Consider the following 19,214-nt stretch of genomic DNA (forward strand, 5'->3'; position numbering starts at 1 on the left):
GTCCTTATTTTAAGGAAGAATTGATAAAGCTGCCTAAACTTTCTCTGGAAGGAGTGTCGGAAGTTTTCAAATACTTCGCCATCTCTTCTCTTTCTAAGGCTTTGTCGAAATCCTTGATAGACAAAGAGATCTTCTTGTTTTTGGAATCGATCTTAACTACTGCACATTTTACGATATCACCAGGCTTGTAAGATTCAGCCAAGTTGGTGTCTTTTCCGCCAGGGATCTCGGAGATATGGACCAGTCCTTCGAAACCAGGTTCGATCTCTACGAACATACCGAAATCAACGATACTTTTGATCTTACCTTGAACAACGGAACCGATAGGATAACGATTTCTTAATGCTTCGTAAGGATGTTCTTGCAGTTGTTTTAATCCGCAGGAAATTCTTTGTGCATCGAAGTTGATGTCTAGGATGATGTATTTAACCTCTTCTCCTTTTTTAAGTAGAGAAGTCGGGTTCTTTTGTTTTTCATCCCAAGTGATATCGCTGATGTGGATCAGACCTTCGATCCCGTTTTCCACTTCTACGAATGCGCCGTATTTAGTAATACCTGTTACTTTTCCAGTCAGAACATTTCCAACTCTAACTTCAGGACCTAAAGCATCCCAAGGATTCGGTTGAAGTTGTTTTAGACCTAAAGATAATCTTCTGCTTTCAAAGTCGATGTCTAGGATTAGAGCTTCTACTTCTTGTCCTTTTTTCAGAAGTTCTTTTGGATGAGGAGGTTTTTTGGCCCAGGTCAACTCGGAAGTATGAATTAAACCCTCTAAACCTTCTTTCAATTCTACGAATGCGCCAAAATTCGTAAGAGAAGTAACGGTTCCACGGATGACCATGTCTTTTTCCAAGGAACGTTTTGCCCAAACCCAAGGATCTTCATACAGTTGTTTGAGTCCTAATGCGAGTTTGTTGTTCTCCTTCTCCATTTCAAGAACTTGGAGTTCAATCTCTTGTCCGATGGTGAAGTATTGTTTGAATGGTGCGAATTTTTTATAAGAGATATCTCTTTGTCTGAGAAGTCCTACAACTCCCTCCAGATCACAGAAAACTCCGAAGCTTGCAATTTTGGAAACGGTTGCTTTAACCTTGTCCCCAACTTTGATCTTCTCTGCGAGTGCGTCCCATTTCTCGTTATTCACTTCGTCTAGAAGTTTTTTTCTGGAAACGACTCCGGAGCGGGTGCGTTCATTGATCTCGATCACTTTGAAATCGAGTTCTACACCTTTGTAATTTTCTCCATCGGAGAATTTATAACTCAATTGAGAAGCTGGAAGGAAAAGTTCGGAACCTTCGACGTTAACGATGTATCCTTTCCCTTTGATCTCATTTACCAAACGTCCGCTGACTTGGTAATTATTTTTGAATGCGTCCTTAACAACTTCCCAGCCTTTTCTTTGGTCGGCTTCTTTTTTGGAAAGGATACATCCTGAGTCTGTGGACTCTTTTCTTTTTACGAGTGCGGTTACTAAAGATCCGAGTTCCGGTTTTTCGTCGAACTCGGAGCGGGGAATTCTTCCCTCTTGTTTCAATCCTTCGATTGCCACATAGACGTTATCGTTGTCTACGGATACGACTTTACCTTCGACCACTTGGTCTTTGCGAATTTCGGCTTCGTCGTTTTTCTTTTCTTCCCACTGTTTGAAAACTTCTGCAAAAGTGGACTTGTCTTGTTGGCTACTCATACGGATTGAAATACTCGGTGTTTGATTGGGATTAGTGCGAATCGTTATAAATGCCAGAGTCTAGGCACCCAAGGATCTTACTAATTACACTATTTTTTGGCAGGTTATCCGTGTCAATGAGGATTGCGTCCTCCGCTTTCCGGAGGGGGGCGATTTCTCTTTCCGTATCGGATTTGTCACGGATAACGATCTCTTTTTCGATCTCTTCTAAATCGGATCGAATCCCTTGCTCTAATAATTGATTATATCTTCTTTCGGCCCGAACTCTGGAAGAAGCTGTCAGAAAGAATTTGTAACGGGCGTCCGGAAATACATGGGTACCTATGTCTCTACCGTCCATTACCAGGCGATGAGTCTGAGAAAGTTTTCTCAATTGAGAATTTACGAATTCTCTAAATACAGCTTTGTCAGCGATGTATTTGATCTCTCTTGTGATCTCTGGAGTTCTGATATCTGTGGAAACATCCTCTCCATTTAAGAAGATACTGTTCTCCCCTGTTTCTGAAAATTCGCATAAAATTTCCACACCTTCCGTAAGTGGCAGGAACTCCTTACCTGATAACCAATCCGAAAAGGAAATAGAAGAGTTTTTAGATTTATAGATCTTATAAATATGAAGAGTTAATGCGCGGTAGAATGCTCCTGAATCCAAATATTCGAATCCAAGTTTTTTAGAAAGTTCACGAGCCACTGTACTCTTGCCGGTTCCGGCAGGCCCATCTAATGCGATCACGTTTTCCGTCATCTCACAAAACCTTCCAATAAAGATTCGAATCCGGGAAAGGAAGTTTCGATCCAAGAAGTTTCATCCGGACGAATTTCCAAACCACTTACCGCTTTTAGGATCATAAAACTCATCGCGATCCTATGATCCATTTTAGTGAAAATATCCACAGAGTTTCCGGAAAGCCAGGAAGAAAGTTCGGAAGAATTTACACTGGAATTAATTTCAGGAATTTCGTACCCATCCGGATACTCATGCACAGTAATTCCAAGATTTCGCAAATTTTCTACCATGGCGGAAATTCGATCCGATTCTTTTGCTCGTAATTCTTCTGCATGACGAATGATAAATCCACCTTTTGCAAAAAGACCTGCGATCGTCAGAATTGGGATCTCATCGATCAAAGAAGGGATCCATTCTTCTTTAATTTCAGCATAACATAAATTAGAAGAAACCGCTTCCAGATCTCCTACAGGTTCCCCGCATTCTATTCGTTTATTGTGAACAAGAATTTTTGCACCCATTGCTTCGAGCGCATGAAGGATACCTATGCGAGAAGGATTTAATCCCACATTTTTCACAAGAACAGAACCTTCTTTTAATAAGACTCCAAGTACCAAGAAGAATGCAGCGGAAGAAATATCCCCAGGCACCTTGAATTCTTTTGCTTCGAATATATAAGGAGGTTCCATTTTAAAATGAGTGGGAGAAATGAAGTTCAGTTTATTTCCCAAAAACCGGAACATATTTTCGGTATGGTCTCTGGAAAGAATCTCTTCTTCGTATTCCAAAGAAGTTTCGGAAGCCATTGCTGCCAACATCAGACAGGATTTCACCTGAGCGGAAGCGATCGGACTTTTATAACGGAAGTCGGAAAGTTTTTTTCCAAGGATCTCAAGAGGAGCCTTATCCTCTTTTCCGGAGATGGAAGCTCCCATAGAATTTAAAGGTTTTATAATACGGGACATCGGCCTTTTTTGGAGAGAATGATCCCCGGTTAATATTGCCTTAATTCCTTGGAGTCCGCAGAGTAATCCTGCAGATAATCTGATACCGGTTCCTGCATTCCCGAAATCCAAAACTTCCTTTGGAGATTGAAGAGCGTTTTTGCCTGGGCTCGTAAAAACATATTCTCCTTTTGAGATCTTCTCCACTTTTAAACCAAGCTGAGTGAAAGCTTTCATCGTATTTAAAGGATCTTCCGCCTCTAAAAAGCCGGAAACATGAGAAGCCCCTTTGGATAATACGGAGAATAATACGCTTCTGTGAGAAAGAGATTTGTCTCCCGGAACTGTGATCTCTCTTCCGGAAGATTTAAGGATTCTTGGAATCATTTTGTTTCTTTAAAATTGCGTCCCTATCTATACGAGATTTTTCCATGAAGGACTCCCAATGTTTTAGGTCGAGCGGCTTTTCTGGATCCAACTCCGAAAGAAGTTTATCCAATCTATCCTTATAATCCAAAAGAGCCTTATAGATCTCTTCTTGGTTAGAAGAAAATATAGGTGACCACATTTTAGGATTAGAACCTGCAATCCGGGTCATGTCCCTAAAACCTCCGCCGGTCAAAGGCAAAGGAGAATTTTGGGTAAATTCCCTTACACACCCGTTTTCCCAAACCCAATTCGTCATCAGAGAAGAGATCAAATGAGGAACATGAGATACATAGGATAGAATTTTATCATGATCATGTGCAGGAATTTCAGTGGTAGACATTCCTAGGAATTTCCAAAATTTTTCTATCTCTGAAAATGCCTCGTCGGTCGCACCTTTCGGTCTAGTTAAAATACAAAGTCTGTTTTCATACAGATCTACATTTGCAAATTCCAGACCGGATTCTTCGGAACCGCACATCGGATGAGAAGAAACATATCTATGTTCTCCGGTCAGAACCGATTCCACTGCGTGAACGATCTCCTGCTTAGTGGAACCCATATCAGTCAAAAGACCTTTAAATCCGGAAGGAAGTTTGGAAATCACTTCGACTGTAGTATTGACCGGGACCCCGAAAACGATCAGGTCATAAGATTCCCAGTCAGGAGATTTCGAAAATTCGTCCGCAGTAAAAATTTGATCCGCTGATTTAAGACGGATCCCCTTCTCCTTACTGGAAGGTGATCCTACCACTCCCACAATTTCTGCAGAAGAGTTCTTTTTTCGTAAGGCCAAGGAGAGGGAGGCGCCCATCATTCCCAGGCCGTAAATCAGGATTCTAGAAAATTTAGTTTTCACGGGTTAGGTGGAGAGATCGGATAAGATCCCAAAATCCTAAGATAAATTGTATTTTCCTTTAAGGTGTTTAGGACCTCTTCGATCAGAGGATCCTTTTTATGACCCAAAAAATCTATGAAGAAGTTATACTCCCAGGATGTCCTGCGCGTAGGTCTGGACTCCACCTTGGTCATATTGATCCCTTTATCAAAAATAGGTTTTAATACTTTGTACAAAGATCCAGGTTTATCAGGGATAGAGAATACTACGGAAGTTTTATCATTCCCGGTAGGAGGACATTGGTTCTTGCCGATGATCAAAAACCTGGTGGTATTGTCGGACATATCTTCGATGGATTCTCGAACCAGATCCAGACCGTAAATTTCAGCAGCGATGGAAGAAGCTACTGCAGCACATGCTTCCTTCTTCTCCGCAACAATACTTGCAGCCCTGGAAGTGGAAGGTGTTTCCGAAACTTCTACATGAGGAAGGTTCGCAGCGATCCAATTCCTGCACTGTGAATTTGCGATCTTGATCCCGTACAATGTTTTGATCTTAGAAAGATCATGTTCGAATCCTAAAAGATTCAAATGTATCTTCAAATAAATTTCAGAATAAATATTTAGATCGGAAACTAAGAACTGATCCAGAGTAGAGTTCACAAGTCCTTCGGAAGAATTTTCCACAGGAACCACACCGTAATCCGCCTTATCAGTTTCCACCGCGCGAAACACTTCCGGAATAGAAGGAAATTCGGTCGCCTCTACGGAAGTCCCGAATCTTGCACGAACTGCTTGGTGAGAAAAAGATCCTTCCGGTCCAAGATAACCGATCTTTAAACCCTTCTCTACGGAGAAGGAGCCGGACATGATCTCTCTATAAATTGCGATCAACACCTTGTCCGGAAGTGGTCCTCCGTTCAGTCCAAGGATTTTTTCGTAAACGTCCTTCTCTCTATCGGGACGATAGATAGGTTCGTTATTCTCTCTTTTGATCTCTCCGATCTCTGAGGCAATCTCCGCCCTGGCCTGGATAGCCTTTACGATCTCTTTGTCCAGAGAATCGATCTTGTCCCGGAACTCTTTCAGTTTGTCGTTATTCTTGGCCATTCTCTATCAAATCATCCAGGTTTTCGAATTTCAATTCCTTCACTTCCACAGGGGCAGGTAAATCGGTCAGTTTATTTAATCCGAAATGTATTAAAAAATCTTTAGTAGTTCCGTACAATGCAGGTCTTCCGGGAACTTCCTTATTACCGACCGGCTTAACCAGTTTTTTAGATATAAGAGAAGTTACCATCGCTCGAGAAGAAACTCCTCTTATATCATCAATTTCGGATAATGTGATCGGCTGTTTATAAGCGATGATCGCCAGAGTATCCAAACTAGAACGGGAAAGTTGTTCTCTCTTCTTCTCTTTGAAAAGTTTTGCTAAAATTTCGGAATATTTTTCGTTCGTAGAAAATTGGTAAGCTCCTGCGATCTCCCTAAGAACGAAACCTCCGTCCTTCTCTTGGTAATCCAAGATCAACTCGTCTAGTATATCACGAGCTTCCTGTTTTTCGCAGTCTATGGATTTTGCGATACTGGCTAGTTTAAGCGGCTCTCCGGAAAGGAAAAGCAGCGCTTCTATCAGTCCTTTTAAGCCGGCTTTGTCGCGTTCCACGGTTCTCCCACCAAGAATATACGGATTTCGCCGAAAGTTTTGTGCTGGCGGATGGATACAATTCTCTGTTTGCAGAGCTCCAACATTGCCAGAAAGACGGCTACTATCTCGGCTTTCTCCGGCTTGACCGTAGAAAACAATTCTTCAAAGGAGATATCCGAACGTTCGACGAGCAGTTCGGAAATGGTACCCATCTTTTCCTCGACAGAATACCGGTGGGGCGCGGTAAGTAAAGCGGGAATCTCGCCTTCGTCTTCCCGTTTTTCCAAGATCTCATTAAATGCGGAGATCAGGTCTAAAAGGCTTAGATCCAGCCAGGATTCCGACTCGTCTATAACCTGATTGGTTTCTCTGGAGAATACTCCGGCCTGGACCTTGTCCACATCCCCCATTTTCTGGGCGGTTAATTGGAATTTTTTATGTTCTAGAAGTTTTTCGACCAGTTCGGGTGGAAGAGGAGGATCATAATCTTCTTCTTCGAAACCTGGATCGGGTAATAATGCTTTAGATTTGAGATAAACTAAATTAGCGGCCATAAGAGCGTATTCCGCTCCCATGTCTATATGAATACTTGCAGAAATCTTAATGAAGTTTAGAAAGTCCTGGGTGATTTGAGAAAGGGATACTTCAAATATATCCACCTTATAACTTTCGATAAGAGACCAGAGAAGACTCAAAGGTCCCTCCGTAATACCACCTTCCGAATTGTTCCATTGAACTACGAAGGATTGTGTGGCGTTTTCTCTCTCCATCTCTATGAATTCAGTGCTTTTTCTGCCGCCTGTTGCAATCTTTCAGGCGAGAAAGGTTTTACTACGAAATCCTTCACTCCCATCTTGATCGCTTTCGCAAGAAGTTCTTCCTGACCAAGAGCAGTTACCATGATGATACGTGCTTTCGGGTCTAATTTAAAAATTTCCTGGGCTGCTTCGATCCCGTCTTTTTCTCTCATGGTGATATCCATGGTGACTAGGTCCGGCTTAATCGCTTTGTACTGATCGACAGCGATGTTTCCGTTTTCGGCCTCGCCGACGATCTCATGCCCTCCGGCGACGAGTGCGTCCTTCACCATGGTCCTCATGAATTTTGCATCGTCTACTACGAGAATTCTGGCCATAATTAGTTTCCCCTTTCTTTAAGAATGGAAAGTATCCTTGATGTTATTGCGCTTACTGGTTCTACGAACTGAACCCCACCCATTTCGATGGCTTGGCGATTCATTCCGAAGATCACGGAGCTGTCCTCGTCTTGGGCGACGGTAGAAGCACCAGTCTCTCTCATTCTGAGAGTCGCCGCCGCTCCATCCTTACCCATGCCGGTCATAATCACACCGACTAAGGCGCTCCCGTATTCCCGGATTGCGCTGTCGAATAAAACTTCGACTGAGGGCCTGTGTCCATTTACCAGCGCTTCCCTACCTAAGGCAATCCATTTACGTCCTGCCTTAGATTCGATCTTTAAATGTGCATCACCCGGAGCCACGTAACCTGTACCGGGACGAACTTCTTCTCCGTCCTCGGCTTCCTTTACTGTAATTTTAGAGTGATCGTTTAAACGAGAAGCGAAAGCTTTCGTAAAACCCACAGGCATATGTTGTACGACGAAAATTGGTAGATGAAAATTCTCCGGAAAATCGGAAAAAACTGTCTGTAACGCTTTCGGACCACCTGTAGATGTCCCGATACAAACCGCTTCCACGGCTTTTTTTTCATCTTTGAAAATTTTACTTTTGACCGTATCTACGATTTTTTTGGGATCAAGGCCCGCATGACTTGGTCGTAAACTATCAAAATAAGCGAGTATCCTATTTTTGAGAACTGTTCCTATTTCTTCCGGATTAAATTGATTACTGGAAGAAGGTTTCGGAACGAAATCTATAGCTCCGTATTCTAATGCTTTGAAAGTGGCGTCCGCTCCGTGTTGTGTCAAAACGGAAAGCATCATTACCGGAATACCCAATTTTCGTTTCTGCAGTTCTTGGAGTGCGGAAAGCCCATCCATTACAGGCATCTCCACATCTAAAATTACTAAATCAGGCCGCAGTTTTGTTGCGAGCTCGATACAATCCACTCCGGTCTTACCGGTAGCTATAACTTGGATCCGACTTTCTTTTTTGATCTGGTCCGAAATAATATTTCGCACCAAAAGAGAGTCGTCTATGATCACGACCCGAATCGACCCGTCCGCGGGAGTTCCTACCACGACAAAATCCTAGTGTTTAAAATTTCGGAAGTAAATCCATGAGTTCATCGAAATCCGGAAGGAATAAAAGTACTCCTAACAGGTTGTTTCCCTCATGATTAAATTCAGTGAGCATACTTAAGAACTTAGTTCTTTCCGGTTTAACAACATCCAGAACTTCCAGGAAGGTTCCTTCCACAAGTTCCGGAACGTCCGGCATCACGCCCACTTTCGCCTTATTGGAAATAGAGTTCAAAACGGAGGCACAAACAATGTTTGCGATCTCGGACAGAACGCTCTTAGTATCATCGTCCAAAATGTCTCCACTCGGATTAGAATCCAAAAGTTCTCTGGCTAGATTTTTGGCATTCTCTCTGGAGAACATCATCAGCATATTCCCGTTCAGATCTCCGGTCATTCTGACTTTCATTCCGTAGAATTTATCGTCGGAGAAACGGATCTCGGATGCCAGACCTTCCTTATCATTCATGATAATTTCGGGAATAAACAGATCCACGTTCCTGTTCAGGATCTGAGAAAGTACCATACCGGCATTCATCATACCTGTGTTCACTACGGATTCGATCTTCTTGATCTGTTCCTTGCTTAGGTTTCCGGTGAATTCTTTAGAGTGAGAAACAGCCATGATTCTCTGTTTTTTCTGCTCCAAGAAACCTTCTATAATATGATCCGCTCTTTTTCTTTCTTCGTCGGAAACGGGAGAATCTGAGATCAACTCATTGATATGAGATCTGTAAGCTTCTTCCATTCCTTCTTTTTTAGCTGCAGGCCTTTCCAGGACTGCGGTGTTGGAAGAAAGTTCGGAAGGACTTTCAGTGGAAGTGATCAACTTTTCTTCGGAAGTGCGGATCTCCATAGTCGTCTTGATCGGAGTGGAAGAAACTTCTCTTTCGAGTTCTTCTTTTGCTACGATTACCTTTTTGGATTCTTCCGATTTTTTACGTTCGCTTTTCTTGCGGCGTTCTCTTTCTCGAGTAGTGATCTCATGTAGTTTATGATTATAAACGTTGGTAGGATTGGAAGTTTTTTGGATATACTTCTCTTCTTCCGTCTCGATGGTTCGGATCGTGCTGATACGTTTCATCGTTTCCAGATGATAGTTCACATATCTTGCATTTTCTTCCAACTCGGCGGCAAATTCCACAAGCCCCGGGATATCCAGGACCATGATGATGGTTCCGTCTCCCATGATGGAAGCGCCGGTAAGTCCCTTGATATTTTTGAAGTTTTTCTCCAAGGACTTGATGACTGTCTCGTGTTTTCCGACTAGCTCATCCACCATGAAGCCTAACTTGCGGCCCTTGTATTGTACGATAACTACCGGGAATTCTTCTCTGTCCGTTTTGTCTTGAAGACCCAAGATACGATTCAATCTGTAGATAGGAAGAACCTCTCCTCTCAAATTGATGATCTCGTTCCCTTCCAGAGTAGTGATCTGTTCGTTGTTAACCTTGATCGTTTCGTTCACTTCCGATAGAGGGAAAGCGTAAACTTCTTCTTCCATTACGATGAGGATAGAAGGAATGATCGCTAGTGCCTGAGGGAAGGATAGAACGAAAGAAGTTCCGGATCCTTTCTGAGATTGGATGAGAATTTTACCTTTGAATTCTTGGATAAGACTATTCACCACATTCATTCCGACACCACGTCCGGAGATATCCGTAATCTTATCCGCAGTGGAGAAACCTGGTGCAAAGATGAATTGATAGATATCGCTTTCTTCTAAAGCAACTGCATCCGTTTCGGACACGAGTCCCTTCTCGATCGCTTTTTTACGGATCTTATCTAGATCTAATCCGCGGCCATCGTCACGGATCTCCACCATAATATTGCTGCCACCTTGGTAGGCATTCAGTTCTACGATCCCGGTTTCAGGTTTACCTAATCTTCTTCTTTCTTCAGGAGTTTCAATACCATGATCCACGGAGTTTCGGATCAGGTGGAGAAGAGGCTCTCCCAATGCATCGATCACCTTTTTGTCCAGCTCAGTGGACTCTCCATTCAGGACCAGATCGACTGTTTTGCCTGTTTCTAAAGAAAGGTCTCGGACCAAACGAGAGAAACGACGGAACACCGTGGAGATCGGGACCATCCTGATATTCATGATACCGGATTGTAGTTCTTTGGAGATACGATTGATTAGATCTATACGGCCTTTTAGTTCATTGAATAACTGATCGTCTCCGAAAGTGCGAAGAAGATCATCGTAAATTTTTTGGAAGCCTGAGTTTGTGATCACAAGCTCGCCCACGTTATTCATGAGTTGATCCAGTTTATCGGAAGATACTTTAATACTTTTTAAAGTAACTTTAGCCTCAGTGCTTCTTTCTTCCTCGTCCAGTTGGTAGGAAGAAGAAACCCCGGTTTCAGAATAACCGCTGAGCTTATATTCCTGGATCATCAGATTTTCTACCATGTCTACGTTTGCAGCCTTAGTAAGTTCCTCTTGAGATTCCGAACTTATGATCAGTATAGAAAGATAAGGAGCCTCTGTCCCATTCTCCAATTCTTCCGCGCTTGGTTTGGTGCGAAATACTTGGCCTAAATTTTTTAGGTTTTGGACGATTAGAGTATAACGTAATCCTTTCATCGGGGAATCTTTTTTGAGTCCCACTTTTAAGAGCCAAGGTTTTCCGGTACCGTTACGAAGGATTTCTTCGATCTCTTTTTGATCGTCTGCATCCAGATCGATCCCATTGCCTGAAATTTCTTCCTGTTTTGCGACTGGAGCTGCGGATTGAGAAACGGATCTTGCACCCGCGTTAGGGGCAGAAGCCATATCCGGATTTTTTTCATAGGCTTCCAGTCTTTGGATCATATCCGTATAAGGAGTATCCACTTTTTTACCGGCGGCAACATTCACGATCACGTTCTTGATCAGATCAAAACATTGGAATAATAGATTTACTAGGGAAAGATTAACTGCAAGTTTTCCATCTCGGATACTTTGGAGAAGATTCTCCATTTTGTGAGCAAGGTCGGAAAGATTGTACAATCCGACGAAAGCAGCCGAACTTTTTAAAGAGTGAGCCGCACGGAATATATCATTGATGGTCTGAGGATCGGATTGGTCCTTTTCCAGTTTTAGAAGATTCGCATTTAGTTCTTCTATCTGGTCTTCGGACTCTTCCAAAAAGAGTTCTGTGTATTCTCCAAGTACTCCTGCCATTTACGCTTCCTCCCCTGCATAATCCATCACCTTGGAAAGATTCAAGTTCAGGATGAGAGAGTCTTCGAACTGGCTGACTGATTCTATAAGTTCGCTATAATTTACGCTCAGGTCTTCGTCCGCTTGGCTGACCTTGTCCCTGCGGATCTTAACCACTTGTTTCACCGAATCTACAAGGAGCCCCGCCCTTTTTTCTCCGGTAACAACTACAATGATCCGAGTGGAAGGAAGAATATCACAAAAACCTAATCCAAAAAGTTCCTTCAGGTCCATGATAGGAATGATCTCACCTCTCAAGTTGATCACTCCCAAGATAAAACCTTCGACATTAGGAATTCTTGTGATAGGTACCGGTTTTAGGATCTCGTGGATATAGAGAATATCGATCCCGAAAATTTCCTTATCCACTTCGAATGTAAGAAATTCCTGGATGGTATCCAGTTCTTTTTCTTCTTGGTTTAGTTCCGCGTGGTTGTTTTTATCTATGGTTTTCACCGGTTCTCCGCCACTTACTCTTTCAAAACGGAAACTTTGGGCACAAGTTTCCGGCTTAGTACATTGTCGACACGGAGCCCCCTGAAAAAGAAACTCCCAATCAAATTATCCGACTGATTTTTCTCCCATTTTCCCGGGAAAGCAATGGTTTTTTTTCTCCGTAATCACTGTACCTGCTTTCAGATCATGGGGTTCCGCGGAAAAATCGCAAGGGTATAGGTCCTCAAAAGAAAGGCCAATCATTTTTTCAGAAACTATATCCTTTAGAGAACGATCGTAAAAACCCTTTCCCCTTCCTAACCTCGCCCCGTCGGAATTCCAACCCAAGGCGGGAACTAGGATCCAATCGGCGTCTTCCGGTTGGATGAAAACTTCTCCCTCCGGTTCCAAAATGCCGAATGCACCTGGGGAAAATCCTGAGCCTGATTTAAATTCAAGTCCTGAATTTGTTACTTTTGGAAAAAATATGTCCAAACCTAAACTTCCTATCCGTAAAGAAGGGCCTAACGGTAGAAAAGGAGAAATTTCAAAATCATCCGCAACATAGGAGATGATTTTTAATTGGGTGGAAGATGAGCTATGTCTCAGAAATTCCAGAAGATTGGAGCGGATACTTTCTTCTTTTTCCTTCCTGGAAGGAACTCCCAAGAGAATAGATTTACTTTTTTTTCTGGCTTCCGATTTAGAAACCAAATCAAAGATCTCCGATCAAACCTTCTTCCAAAAGAGTGATCAATTTTTTGGTCTTTTCTTCCGCTTCGGGAGAAGAAGGTCCCGAGTCGCCTGTTTGGTTTTTAGATTGTTCCAATTCGTCCGCGAAGTTTAAAGCAGCGAGTACCGCGAGTTTCAATTTAGGTGCGTTAGGCATTCCCAGTTGTAACTCACGGATCTTTCGGTCCACCAATTCGGCGAGCCTATGGATATACTCCGGATCGGTATCGCCTACAATGGTATAGTCGTCGCCCAGTATACGAGCTTTGACTCTCTCACTCATAAAAATTACTTAGGATCGTCTTCGATGACTAAGAAGTCGTCGTCTTCATCCGCATCGAATACACTGATCGCGTCATCATCGTCTTCGATAATGATATCATCATCGTCGACAGAAACAGGGCTGAAGTCGTCGATAGGTTCGTCGGTGATGATGATCTCGTCGTCTCCTCCGGAAGAATCGGAAGATTCAGTTAGAACGGAAATATCATCGTCTTCGTCGTCTAGAAGAATGATCTCATCGTCTTCGTTAAAATCCTCTTCCGAAGAATCTCTAACTACTGAAGGAGCAGCAGAAGCCGCCGCTCCAGCAACTGCACCCGCCGCAGCACCGCTAGCAAAAGAAGAAGTCGAACTAGGCTTAGGTGAAGTAGAAGGAGAGGAAGATCCGCTGCCGGAAGCAGGAAGACCATCCAAACGTCCCAGAAGCTGATTGATCTTAGCTTCGAGTGCACGTTCTCTTTCTTTGATCCCTTCCAACTCTGCATTCGCTTTTTGGAGTTGTTCGCGAAGAGAAGAAAGTTCTTTCTCTTTCTCTTCCATCGCCAGTTTCATCTGGTCGTTTTCCGCGCGAAGAGATTCGTTTTCTGTTTCCAGGCGACCGTTTTCCGCCCGAAGGTCGCTAATGAGTTCGAGTGCTTTTAGGACTTTACTCTCGAGCTCCTCAATTGTCTCCATAGTTAACATAATGCGAACCTCGTTCTCCTTAGTTGGAGTGGTTTATTTTATAAAATTACACTTAGAGCGAAATTCCGCCTAAATATTTGTGACCTGCCTAATCGGCAAAATCCATCCCATTTTTCATCTTTCTCAAAAAGAGAAAAACCTTTTTTTCTAAAAACAAAGAAAGCCCGTAGAATTACGGGCTTTTTACAAGAGGAAGGATCCGTAACCGAACCCTTCCTAAGGGCGAAAAATCTTACGCCGCTACCTTGATTTTTTCAACTAGAGCGTTGAAAGTTTCTTTGTCGTTGAACGCAAGTTCTGCCAAGGCCTTTCTGTCCAAGGAAATATTGGCTTTTTTCAGTCCATACATGAACTGAGAATAAGAAAGTCCAGCTTCACGAGCAGCAGCATTGATACGGATAATCCAAAGTTTGCGGAAATCACGTTTTTTTGCTCTTCTGTCTCTGTACGCCCACTGACCCGCTTTCATCACTGCGGATTTCGCAGTTCTGTAAAGTTTAGATCTGGCTCCTCTAAAACCTTTTGCGGTTTTTAGGATTTTTTTACGACGATTCTTGTGTATGGTTCCGTTTGTTGCGCGTGGCATTATCGAACTCCGTAAGGCATGAGTCTAACGATTGCTTTCCAATCCGCATCCACTACCAAGGTCATTCCTCTAAGACGACGACGTCTTTTAGGTCCTTTTTTGGTAAGAATGTGACGGGTGTTCATACTCTTCCGTTTTATTTTATTATTTTTGGAAAACTTGAACCGTTTAGCTGCGGCTCTATTTGTTTTAAGCTTAGGCATTTCCCCTACCTCGATAATTCCTGAATATTTACTCTATTGCTTTGCAGCAAGAGGTGTGATAACTACAACGATTTGGCGGCCGTCTAACACTGGTTCTCTTTCCGGAGTACCGACCGATTTCAAATCTTCTACCATTCGATTGACTACGTTCATCCCGAGTTCGGAGTGCATCATTTCACGACCGCGAAAGCGAAGGCTGACTTTAACTTTGTCCCCTTTTTGAAGAAACTCCACTGCGTGGCGTTTTTTAATATCGTAATCATGTTGTTCGATCCTTGGACGGATCTTCACTTCTTTCACGTTGATTACGTGCTGTTTCTTCTTAGCTTCCTTACTCTTTTTAAGTAGTTCGAACTTATATTTACCGTAATCGATGATCTTGCAGACGTGAATCTCTTGGTCACCTGATACTTCCACCAGATCCAAGTTTTCTTCTTTAGCGCGCCGTAAAGCCTCGTCAAAAGAAACGATCATTACACCGTCATCCGACACCAATCTTACCTGGGATACCCCTGTAATTTTCTCATTAATTCTATGAGTAAATAGCTTATCGGTGGGTTTCGGTTGAGGCCTCTTCTGCATTCAATCTCCGGTTTTTTCCAATTTTTTGGCTAGTAGGCTAGCTTTCAAGCGATTTTCTCTGCAGATAGCCTAGTACATCAAGTAGAATTTAGTTCGGGAGACACAGAGATGAGGGAGACGCAAAGTTTTTTTCTCACGCAGAGACACAGAGCCGCAGAGGGTAAATTAAAACCAAAAACTCTCTGCGCCTTGGCGACTCTGCGTGCCAATCGTTCTGCGTCTTACAAACCCTCTGCGACCTCTTTTTCGAGAAGGGCCTGGAAGTCGGAATATGACATAGAAATTGTTTCTTCTGAGCCTCGTTTTCGGACCGCAACTGTGCCTGAATCCTTCTCCTTTTGGCCCAATACCAGTAGGTAATTTGCCTTTTTCAGGATAGAATCTCGGATCTTGGCGCCTATCTTTTCATTTCTGAAATCAGCTTCCGCCCTAAAACCGGATTCGATCAGATTTTTCAGGATCTCGGATCCATATTCCTGCACATTTTCAGTTACGGTTAGAACGCGTATTTGGTTCGGAGAGATCCAAAGTGGGAACTTACCTTCGAAATGTTCTATTAATATCCCAATAAATCTTTCCAAGGAACCATAGATCGCTCTGTGGATCATTACAGGTCTTTTTTTAGCTCCGTCAGAATCGGTATAATCCAACTCGAAACGATCCGGCATGGAGAAGTCTATCTGGACGGTTCCACATTGCCACATCCTTCCAATAGAATCCTTGATATTAAATTCTATCTTAGGTCCGTAGAATGCACCTTCTCCTTCTTTAATGGAGAATGGGATATTTCTTTTTTCCAATGCTTGTTGGAGAGCGTTAGTAGCAAACTCCCAATCTTCGTCCTTACCTTGGGACTTTTCGGGACGAGTAGCGATATAAGTTTTGAATTCTTGGAATCCGAACTTCTTATACACATTGAAGGTGAAGTCTATGATATCTAATACTTCAGTTTCCAGATATTCCAAAGGTGCATAGATATGCGCATCATCTTGGGTGAATGCTCTTACTCTGAAAAGTCCGTGAAGAACTCCGTGTAATTCATGACGATGCACACTTCCTAATTCAGCGAATCTTAGAGGAAGTTCTCTATAAGAATGAAGATGGTGTTTGTAGATCAAACTACAACCGGGACAGTTCATCGGTTTGATCGCGAATTCTTCTTCGTCGATCGAAACAAAATACATGTTCTCGTTGAAGTTGTCCCAGTGACCGCTTCTTCTCCATAACTCCGAAGAAAGTACGGCAGGAGTTTTAATTTCTTGGTATCCACGTTTCGCACATTCTTTACGAATATAATCAGCTAAACCGTTCCAAAGAGTAGTTCCTTTCGGATGCCAAAAAGGGAAACCGGGAGCTTCCGGTTGGAAAGAGAATAGATCCATATCTTTTCCGATCTTTCTGTGGTCCCTTTTTTTAGCTTCTTCCAATTGGAAAACATACTCGTCCAATTCCTTCTTACTTGGAAATGCGATCCCGTAAATTCGGGTGAGCATACGATTGTTTTTGTCCGCTTTCCAGTAGGCTCCTGAAAGTGCGGTCAATTTGAATGCTTTCAAAAATCCGGAGCGTGGAATATGAGGTCCTCTACAAAGGTCGAACCATTCTCCCATTCCATAGATAGAAACTTTGTCGTCAGGAATTTGGCCGACGATCTCTATCTTATAGTTCTCCCCCATCTTTTCGAAAACGGAGATCGCTTCTTTTTTATCCCAAACTTTGCGAAAAACTTCGTGGTCCGCATCTACGATCTTTTTCATCTCCGCTTCTATCTTAGGAAAATCTTCCGGAGTGATCACAGTTTCGGTGAAATCGATATCATAATAGAAGAAGCCGGGTCCATTCTCGATTACAGGGCCGACGGTTAATTTTGCATCTTTGTATAAATTCTGGACCGCCATTCCGAGCAAGTGAGCCGCGGAATGTTGGAAGGTTTCCCAACCTTCTTTGTCTTGGAAGGTCAAAACTTCCAGCTTAGGTGTTGTGTTAGGGGTGGTTGTGGAATCAATGGTCCGGCTCAGATCCAAAACGTTTTTGCCGTCCAAGCGGACCGCTAACGCCTTGTTCTTTAAGAACGGAAGTTGGGATTCTATAAAATCCTTATAGGAGGAACCGGCGGATACTTCTTTAGAACTTCCATCCGGTAATATAAATTTGACTGACTGATTTTGAACTGCCACAGCTACCCCTGCTTCCATTCCGTCGATACGCGGTTTTTTTCGCAAGCCTGTTGGGAAAAAGGTGCAGAGTTTATGAGAGGCTCAAGAGGGCTTTGGCACGCAGAGACACGAAGTCGCTATCTCTGTGTGCTCCGTGAACTCTGTGCGAAAACTGGGTTCGCACGGAGAACACAGAGTTCACTGAGGTTATCGCTGCGGTCAAATGCAGAATGTTAATTTTAGTTATGTTTTCGATCTAAGCCTATGGTTTTGATTTAGACTTTATTCTCGTTTGGCCTTCGGCCACCGACTCGCTTAGCGGTCGTTGCCTCGCTCCCTACGGGTCGCTGCGGCAGGGATACGAAGGGCGAAGTCCGGCTTTTGTCGGATGAGCGCGAATGCGCGAACCCGTAGTAGCCCGGTCCGAACGAAGTGAGGAGCCGCCCAAATCTTTCCCCTAGTGAGTTGTTGGAGTTCCTACAAAATTCCGGGTGATTCCACTTGACCCTTGCCTTCGCTGCGAAAGCCTGTCCTTAATGAAAGCGTTCTTGGTTTTAGAAAACGGGGACGTATACGAAGGTGAATCCTTCGGCTACGAAACCCAATCCGTCGGGGAAATCGTCTTTAATACTTCCATGGCGGGTTACCAGGAAATTCTGACTGACCCTTCCTACGCGAATCAAATCGTAACTCTCACTTACCCGATGATCGGGAACTACGGGATCCATCCAGAAAACATGGAATCCGGAAAGATCCAAGCTTCGGGAATGATCGTGAAAGAATATGTAGATCGTCCTTCCAACTTCAAAGCCCAAAAGACATTATCTCAATTTTTAAAAGATTATAAAATTCCAGGGATCCAAGGGATCGACACCCGAAAGTTAACCCGCTTCATCCGCACGAATGGCGCTCCGAATGGTGGGATCTTCGTCGCGAATGAATACTCTGATTCTTTTTTAGCGCAAGTGAAGAAGTTCCCGGGCATCGCAGACGCTGACCTCGCGAAGGTTGTTACCACAGATAAAAAATACGAGTTCGGATCCGGCTCCGGAAAAAAATACAAACTCGCTGTTTATGATTATGGTGTGAAGACGAACATTCTTCGTCTATTGGATGCGGCCGGCTTTGCGGTTTCCGTTTATCCTGCTCAAACTCCAGCTTCGGATATCATGAAAGATGGAGTGGATGCATTCTTTCTTTCTAATGGTCCGGGAGATCCTGCGGCTTGCACTTACGCAATCGATTCCACAAAAGCTATATTAGAAAATAATTATCCTCTTTTCGGCATCTGTTTAGGCCATCAGATCATTGGTCTGACCTTAGGCAAGAAGACTGAAAAAATGAAATTCGGCCATAGAGGCGGAAACCAACCTGTAAAAAGTTTGGAAACCGGTAAAGTGGAGATCACTTCCCAAAATCACGGTTTCGCCGTGGTCGCAGAATCTTCCGAAAAGGAGCCGATCTCTTTTATCAATCTGAACGACGATACTGTAGAAGGTATTTTGAAATCAGGTTACCCTCTTCTGTCGGTCCAATATCACCCGGAAAGTTCTCCGGGGCCGAATGACAGTAGATACTTGTTTCAGAAGTTCTACGATTTAGTGGATTCTACTAAGAAGAAATAATTCCATGCGTGTTGGAATTCCAACACAGTTTGTGGACGGGGATTCGGTTGACGGAGGAAGGATTTTGTGGTAGGCCTGTAGGCGCTCTCCCACGAGCCGCTCCCCCCAATCCCAATGCAGTGAAAAACCTGGGACATAGGTAACAGTTTAAACCAGAGACATGGGTTACACTTTTAATATCCTAGATACCTTTTTCTTACGTTCATTGAATATTCCTATTTTAACGAAGCTA

The 19,214-nt window shown here is 43.3% G+C and carries 19 protein-coding genes; 1 reads left to right on the top strand and 18 read right to left on the bottom strand.

From position 1 onward, the window contains the following. Nucleotides 1-4 precede the first annotated feature (4 nt). The 18 genes from EHR06_RS09880 to thrS form a co-directional block, all read right to left on the bottom strand. Complete coding sequence (locus EHR06_RS09880) at nt 5-1,729, bottom strand: 30S ribosomal protein S1 (RefSeq protein WP_279633354.1); 1,725 nt, start codon at nt 1,727-1,729, stop codon at nt 5-7. Then, nucleotides 1,719-2,432 carry a (d)CMP kinase gene (gene cmk, locus EHR06_RS09885; protein WP_135756847.1) on the bottom strand — a complete coding sequence of 238 codons (714 nt, stop codon included), beginning with the start codon at nt 2,430-2,432 and terminating at the stop codon, nt 1,719-1,721. The genes EHR06_RS09880 and cmk overlap by 11 nt, the downstream gene beginning before the upstream one ends. Next, nucleotides 2,429-3,745 carry a 3-phosphoshikimate 1-carboxyvinyltransferase gene (gene aroA / locus EHR06_RS09890; RefSeq protein WP_135756848.1) on the bottom strand — a complete coding sequence of 439 codons (1,317 nt, stop codon included), beginning with the start codon at nt 3,743-3,745 and terminating at the stop codon, nt 2,429-2,431. The genes cmk and aroA overlap by 4 nt, the downstream gene beginning before the upstream one ends. After that, a complete protein-coding gene (locus tag EHR06_RS09895; protein ID WP_135756849.1) occupies nt 3,726-4,643 on the bottom strand; it encodes a prephenate dehydrogenase in 918 nt (305 codons plus the stop codon). The genes aroA and EHR06_RS09895 overlap by 20 nt, the downstream gene beginning before the upstream one ends. Beyond that, nucleotides 4,640-5,731: a prephenate dehydratase gene (gene pheA, locus EHR06_RS09900; protein WP_135756850.1), complete on the bottom strand. Its 1,092-nt coding sequence runs from the start codon at nt 5,729-5,731 to the stop codon at nt 4,640-4,642. Before pheA ends, EHR06_RS09895 begins: the two co-directional genes overlap by 4 nt. Then, the gene (scpB, locus tag EHR06_RS09905; RefSeq protein WP_423789925.1) at nt 5,718-6,257 is read right to left on the bottom strand and encodes an SMC-Scp complex subunit ScpB; all 540 of its coding nucleotides are present in this window, start codon (nt 6,255-6,257) and stop codon (nt 5,718-5,720) included. The genes pheA and scpB overlap by 14 nt, the downstream gene beginning before the upstream one ends. Nucleotides 6,258-6,262: 5 nt before the next feature. Next, on the bottom strand, nt 6,263-7,039 hold the full coding sequence (locus tag EHR06_RS09910; protein ID WP_100710507.1) for a segregation and condensation protein A: 777 nt from the start codon (nt 7,037-7,039) through the stop codon (nt 6,263-6,265). Between the two features lie 2 nt (nt 7,040-7,041). Continuing rightward, nucleotides 7,042-7,404, bottom strand: coding sequence for a response regulator (locus tag EHR06_RS09915; protein ID WP_008594408.1), 363 nt, complete (start codon nt 7,402-7,404; stop codon nt 7,042-7,044). Nucleotides 7,405-7,406: 2 nt separating this feature from the next. Next, nucleotides 7,407-8,489 carry a protein-glutamate methylesterase/protein-glutamine glutaminase gene (locus EHR06_RS09920; RefSeq protein ID WP_135756851.1) on the bottom strand — a complete coding sequence of 361 codons (1,083 nt, stop codon included), beginning with the start codon at nt 8,487-8,489 and terminating at the stop codon, nt 7,407-7,409. 16 nt (nt 8,490-8,505) lie between these two features. Further along, nucleotides 8,506-11,658: a chemotaxis protein CheW gene (locus EHR06_RS09925; protein ID WP_135756852.1), complete on the bottom strand. Its 3,153-nt coding sequence runs from the start codon at nt 11,656-11,658 to the stop codon at nt 8,506-8,508. Beyond that, nucleotides 11,659-12,144 carry a chemotaxis protein CheW gene (locus tag EHR06_RS09930; RefSeq protein WP_425269496.1) on the bottom strand — a complete coding sequence of 162 codons (486 nt, stop codon included), beginning with the start codon at nt 12,142-12,144 and terminating at the stop codon, nt 11,659-11,661. Between the two features lie 114 nt (nt 12,145-12,258). Then, nucleotides 12,259-12,846, bottom strand: coding sequence for a 5-formyltetrahydrofolate cyclo-ligase (locus EHR06_RS09935; RefSeq protein ID WP_135756854.1), 588 nt, complete (start codon nt 12,844-12,846; stop codon nt 12,259-12,261). A gap of 1 nt (nt 12,847) precedes the next feature. Beyond that, nucleotides 12,848-13,147, bottom strand: coding sequence for a cell division protein ZapA (locus tag EHR06_RS09940; protein WP_135756855.1), 300 nt, complete (start codon nt 13,145-13,147; stop codon nt 12,848-12,850). Between the two features lie 5 nt (nt 13,148-13,152). Beyond that, the gene (locus EHR06_RS09945; RefSeq protein ID WP_135756856.1) at nt 13,153-13,830 is read right to left on the bottom strand and encodes a hypothetical protein; all 678 of its coding nucleotides are present in this window, start codon (nt 13,828-13,830) and stop codon (nt 13,153-13,155) included. Between the two features lie 232 nt (nt 13,831-14,062). Further along, nucleotides 14,063-14,416, bottom strand: coding sequence for a 50S ribosomal protein L20 (gene rplT / locus EHR06_RS09950; protein WP_086446212.1), 354 nt, complete (start codon nt 14,414-14,416; stop codon nt 14,063-14,065). Next, nucleotides 14,416-14,619, bottom strand: a complete 204-nt coding sequence (gene rpmI, locus EHR06_RS09955; RefSeq protein ID WP_010514334.1) for a 50S ribosomal protein L35 — start codon at nt 14,617-14,619, stop codon at nt 14,416-14,418. The genes rplT and rpmI overlap by 1 nt, the downstream gene beginning before the upstream one ends. A 33-nt stretch (nt 14,620-14,652) precedes the next feature. Further along, on the bottom strand, nt 14,653-15,201 hold the full coding sequence (gene infC / locus EHR06_RS09960; protein ID WP_100722938.1) for a translation initiation factor IF-3: 549 nt from the start codon (nt 15,199-15,201) through the stop codon (nt 14,653-14,655). A gap of 221 nt (nt 15,202-15,422) precedes the next feature. Further along, a complete protein-coding gene (gene thrS / locus EHR06_RS09965; RefSeq protein ID WP_135756857.1) occupies nt 15,423-17,396 on the bottom strand; it encodes a threonine--tRNA ligase in 1,974 nt (657 codons plus the stop codon). 497 nt (nt 17,397-17,893) lie between these two features. On the opposite strand from thrS, the gene carA reads away from it, so the two are divergent. Continuing rightward, nucleotides 17,894-18,982: a glutamine-hydrolyzing carbamoyl-phosphate synthase small subunit gene (carA, locus tag EHR06_RS09970; RefSeq protein WP_135756858.1), complete on the top strand. Its 1,089-nt coding sequence runs from the start codon at nt 17,894-17,896 to the stop codon at nt 18,980-18,982. Nucleotides 18,983-19,214 lie beyond the last annotated feature (232 nt).

Origin of the sequence: Leptospira dzoumogneensis (genome assembly GCF_004770895.1) — a bacterium.
GTDB classification, from domain to species: Bacteria; Spirochaetota; Leptospiria; order Leptospirales; family Leptospiraceae; genus Leptospira_B; species Leptospira_B dzoumogneensis.

Excerpts from the sequence above, each read along its gene's own strand:
- aroA (WP_135756848.1), bottom strand. The coding sequence starts at position 3,745 with ATGATTCCAAGAATCCTTAAATCTTCCGGAAGAGAGATCACAGTTCCG.
- rplT (WP_086446212.1), bottom strand. The coding sequence starts at position 14,416 with ATGCCACGCGCAACAAACGGAACCATACACAAGAATCGTCGTAAAAAA.
- carA (WP_135756858.1), top strand. The coding sequence starts at position 17,894 with ATGAAAGCGTTCTTGGTTTTAGAAAACGGGGACGTATACGAAGGTGAA.
- EHR06_RS09910 (WP_100710507.1), bottom strand. The coding sequence starts at position 7,039 with ATGGAGAGAGAAAACGCCACACAATCCTTCGTAGTTCAATGGAACAAT.
- pheA (WP_135756850.1), bottom strand. The coding sequence starts at position 5,731 with ATGGCCAAGAATAACGACAAACTGAAAGAGTTCCGGGACAAGATCGAT.
- EHR06_RS09925 (WP_135756852.1), bottom strand. The coding sequence starts at position 11,658 with ATGGCAGGAGTACTTGGAGAATACACAGAACTCTTTTTGGAAGAGTCC.
- EHR06_RS09915 (WP_008594408.1), bottom strand. The coding sequence starts at position 7,404 with ATGGCCAGAATTCTCGTAGTAGACGATGCAAAATTCATGAGGACCATG.
- thrS (WP_135756857.1), bottom strand. The coding sequence starts at position 17,396 with ATGGAAGCAGGGGTAGCTGTGGCAGTTCAAAATCAGTCAGTCAAATTT.
- EHR06_RS09940 (WP_135756855.1), bottom strand. The coding sequence starts at position 13,147 with ATGAGTGAGAGAGTCAAAGCTCGTATACTGGGCGACGACTATACCATT.
- EHR06_RS09945 (WP_135756856.1), bottom strand. The coding sequence starts at position 13,830 with ATGTTAACTATGGAGACAATTGAGGAGCTCGAGAGTAAAGTCCTAAAA.
- infC (WP_100722938.1), bottom strand. The coding sequence starts at position 15,201 with ATGCAGAAGAGGCCTCAACCGAAACCCACCGATAAGCTATTTACTCAT.
- rpmI (WP_010514334.1), bottom strand. The coding sequence starts at position 14,619 with ATGCCTAAGCTTAAAACAAATAGAGCCGCAGCTAAACGGTTCAAGTTT.
- cmk (WP_135756847.1), bottom strand. The coding sequence starts at position 2,432 with ATGACGGAAAACGTGATCGCATTAGATGGGCCTGCCGGAACCGGCAAG.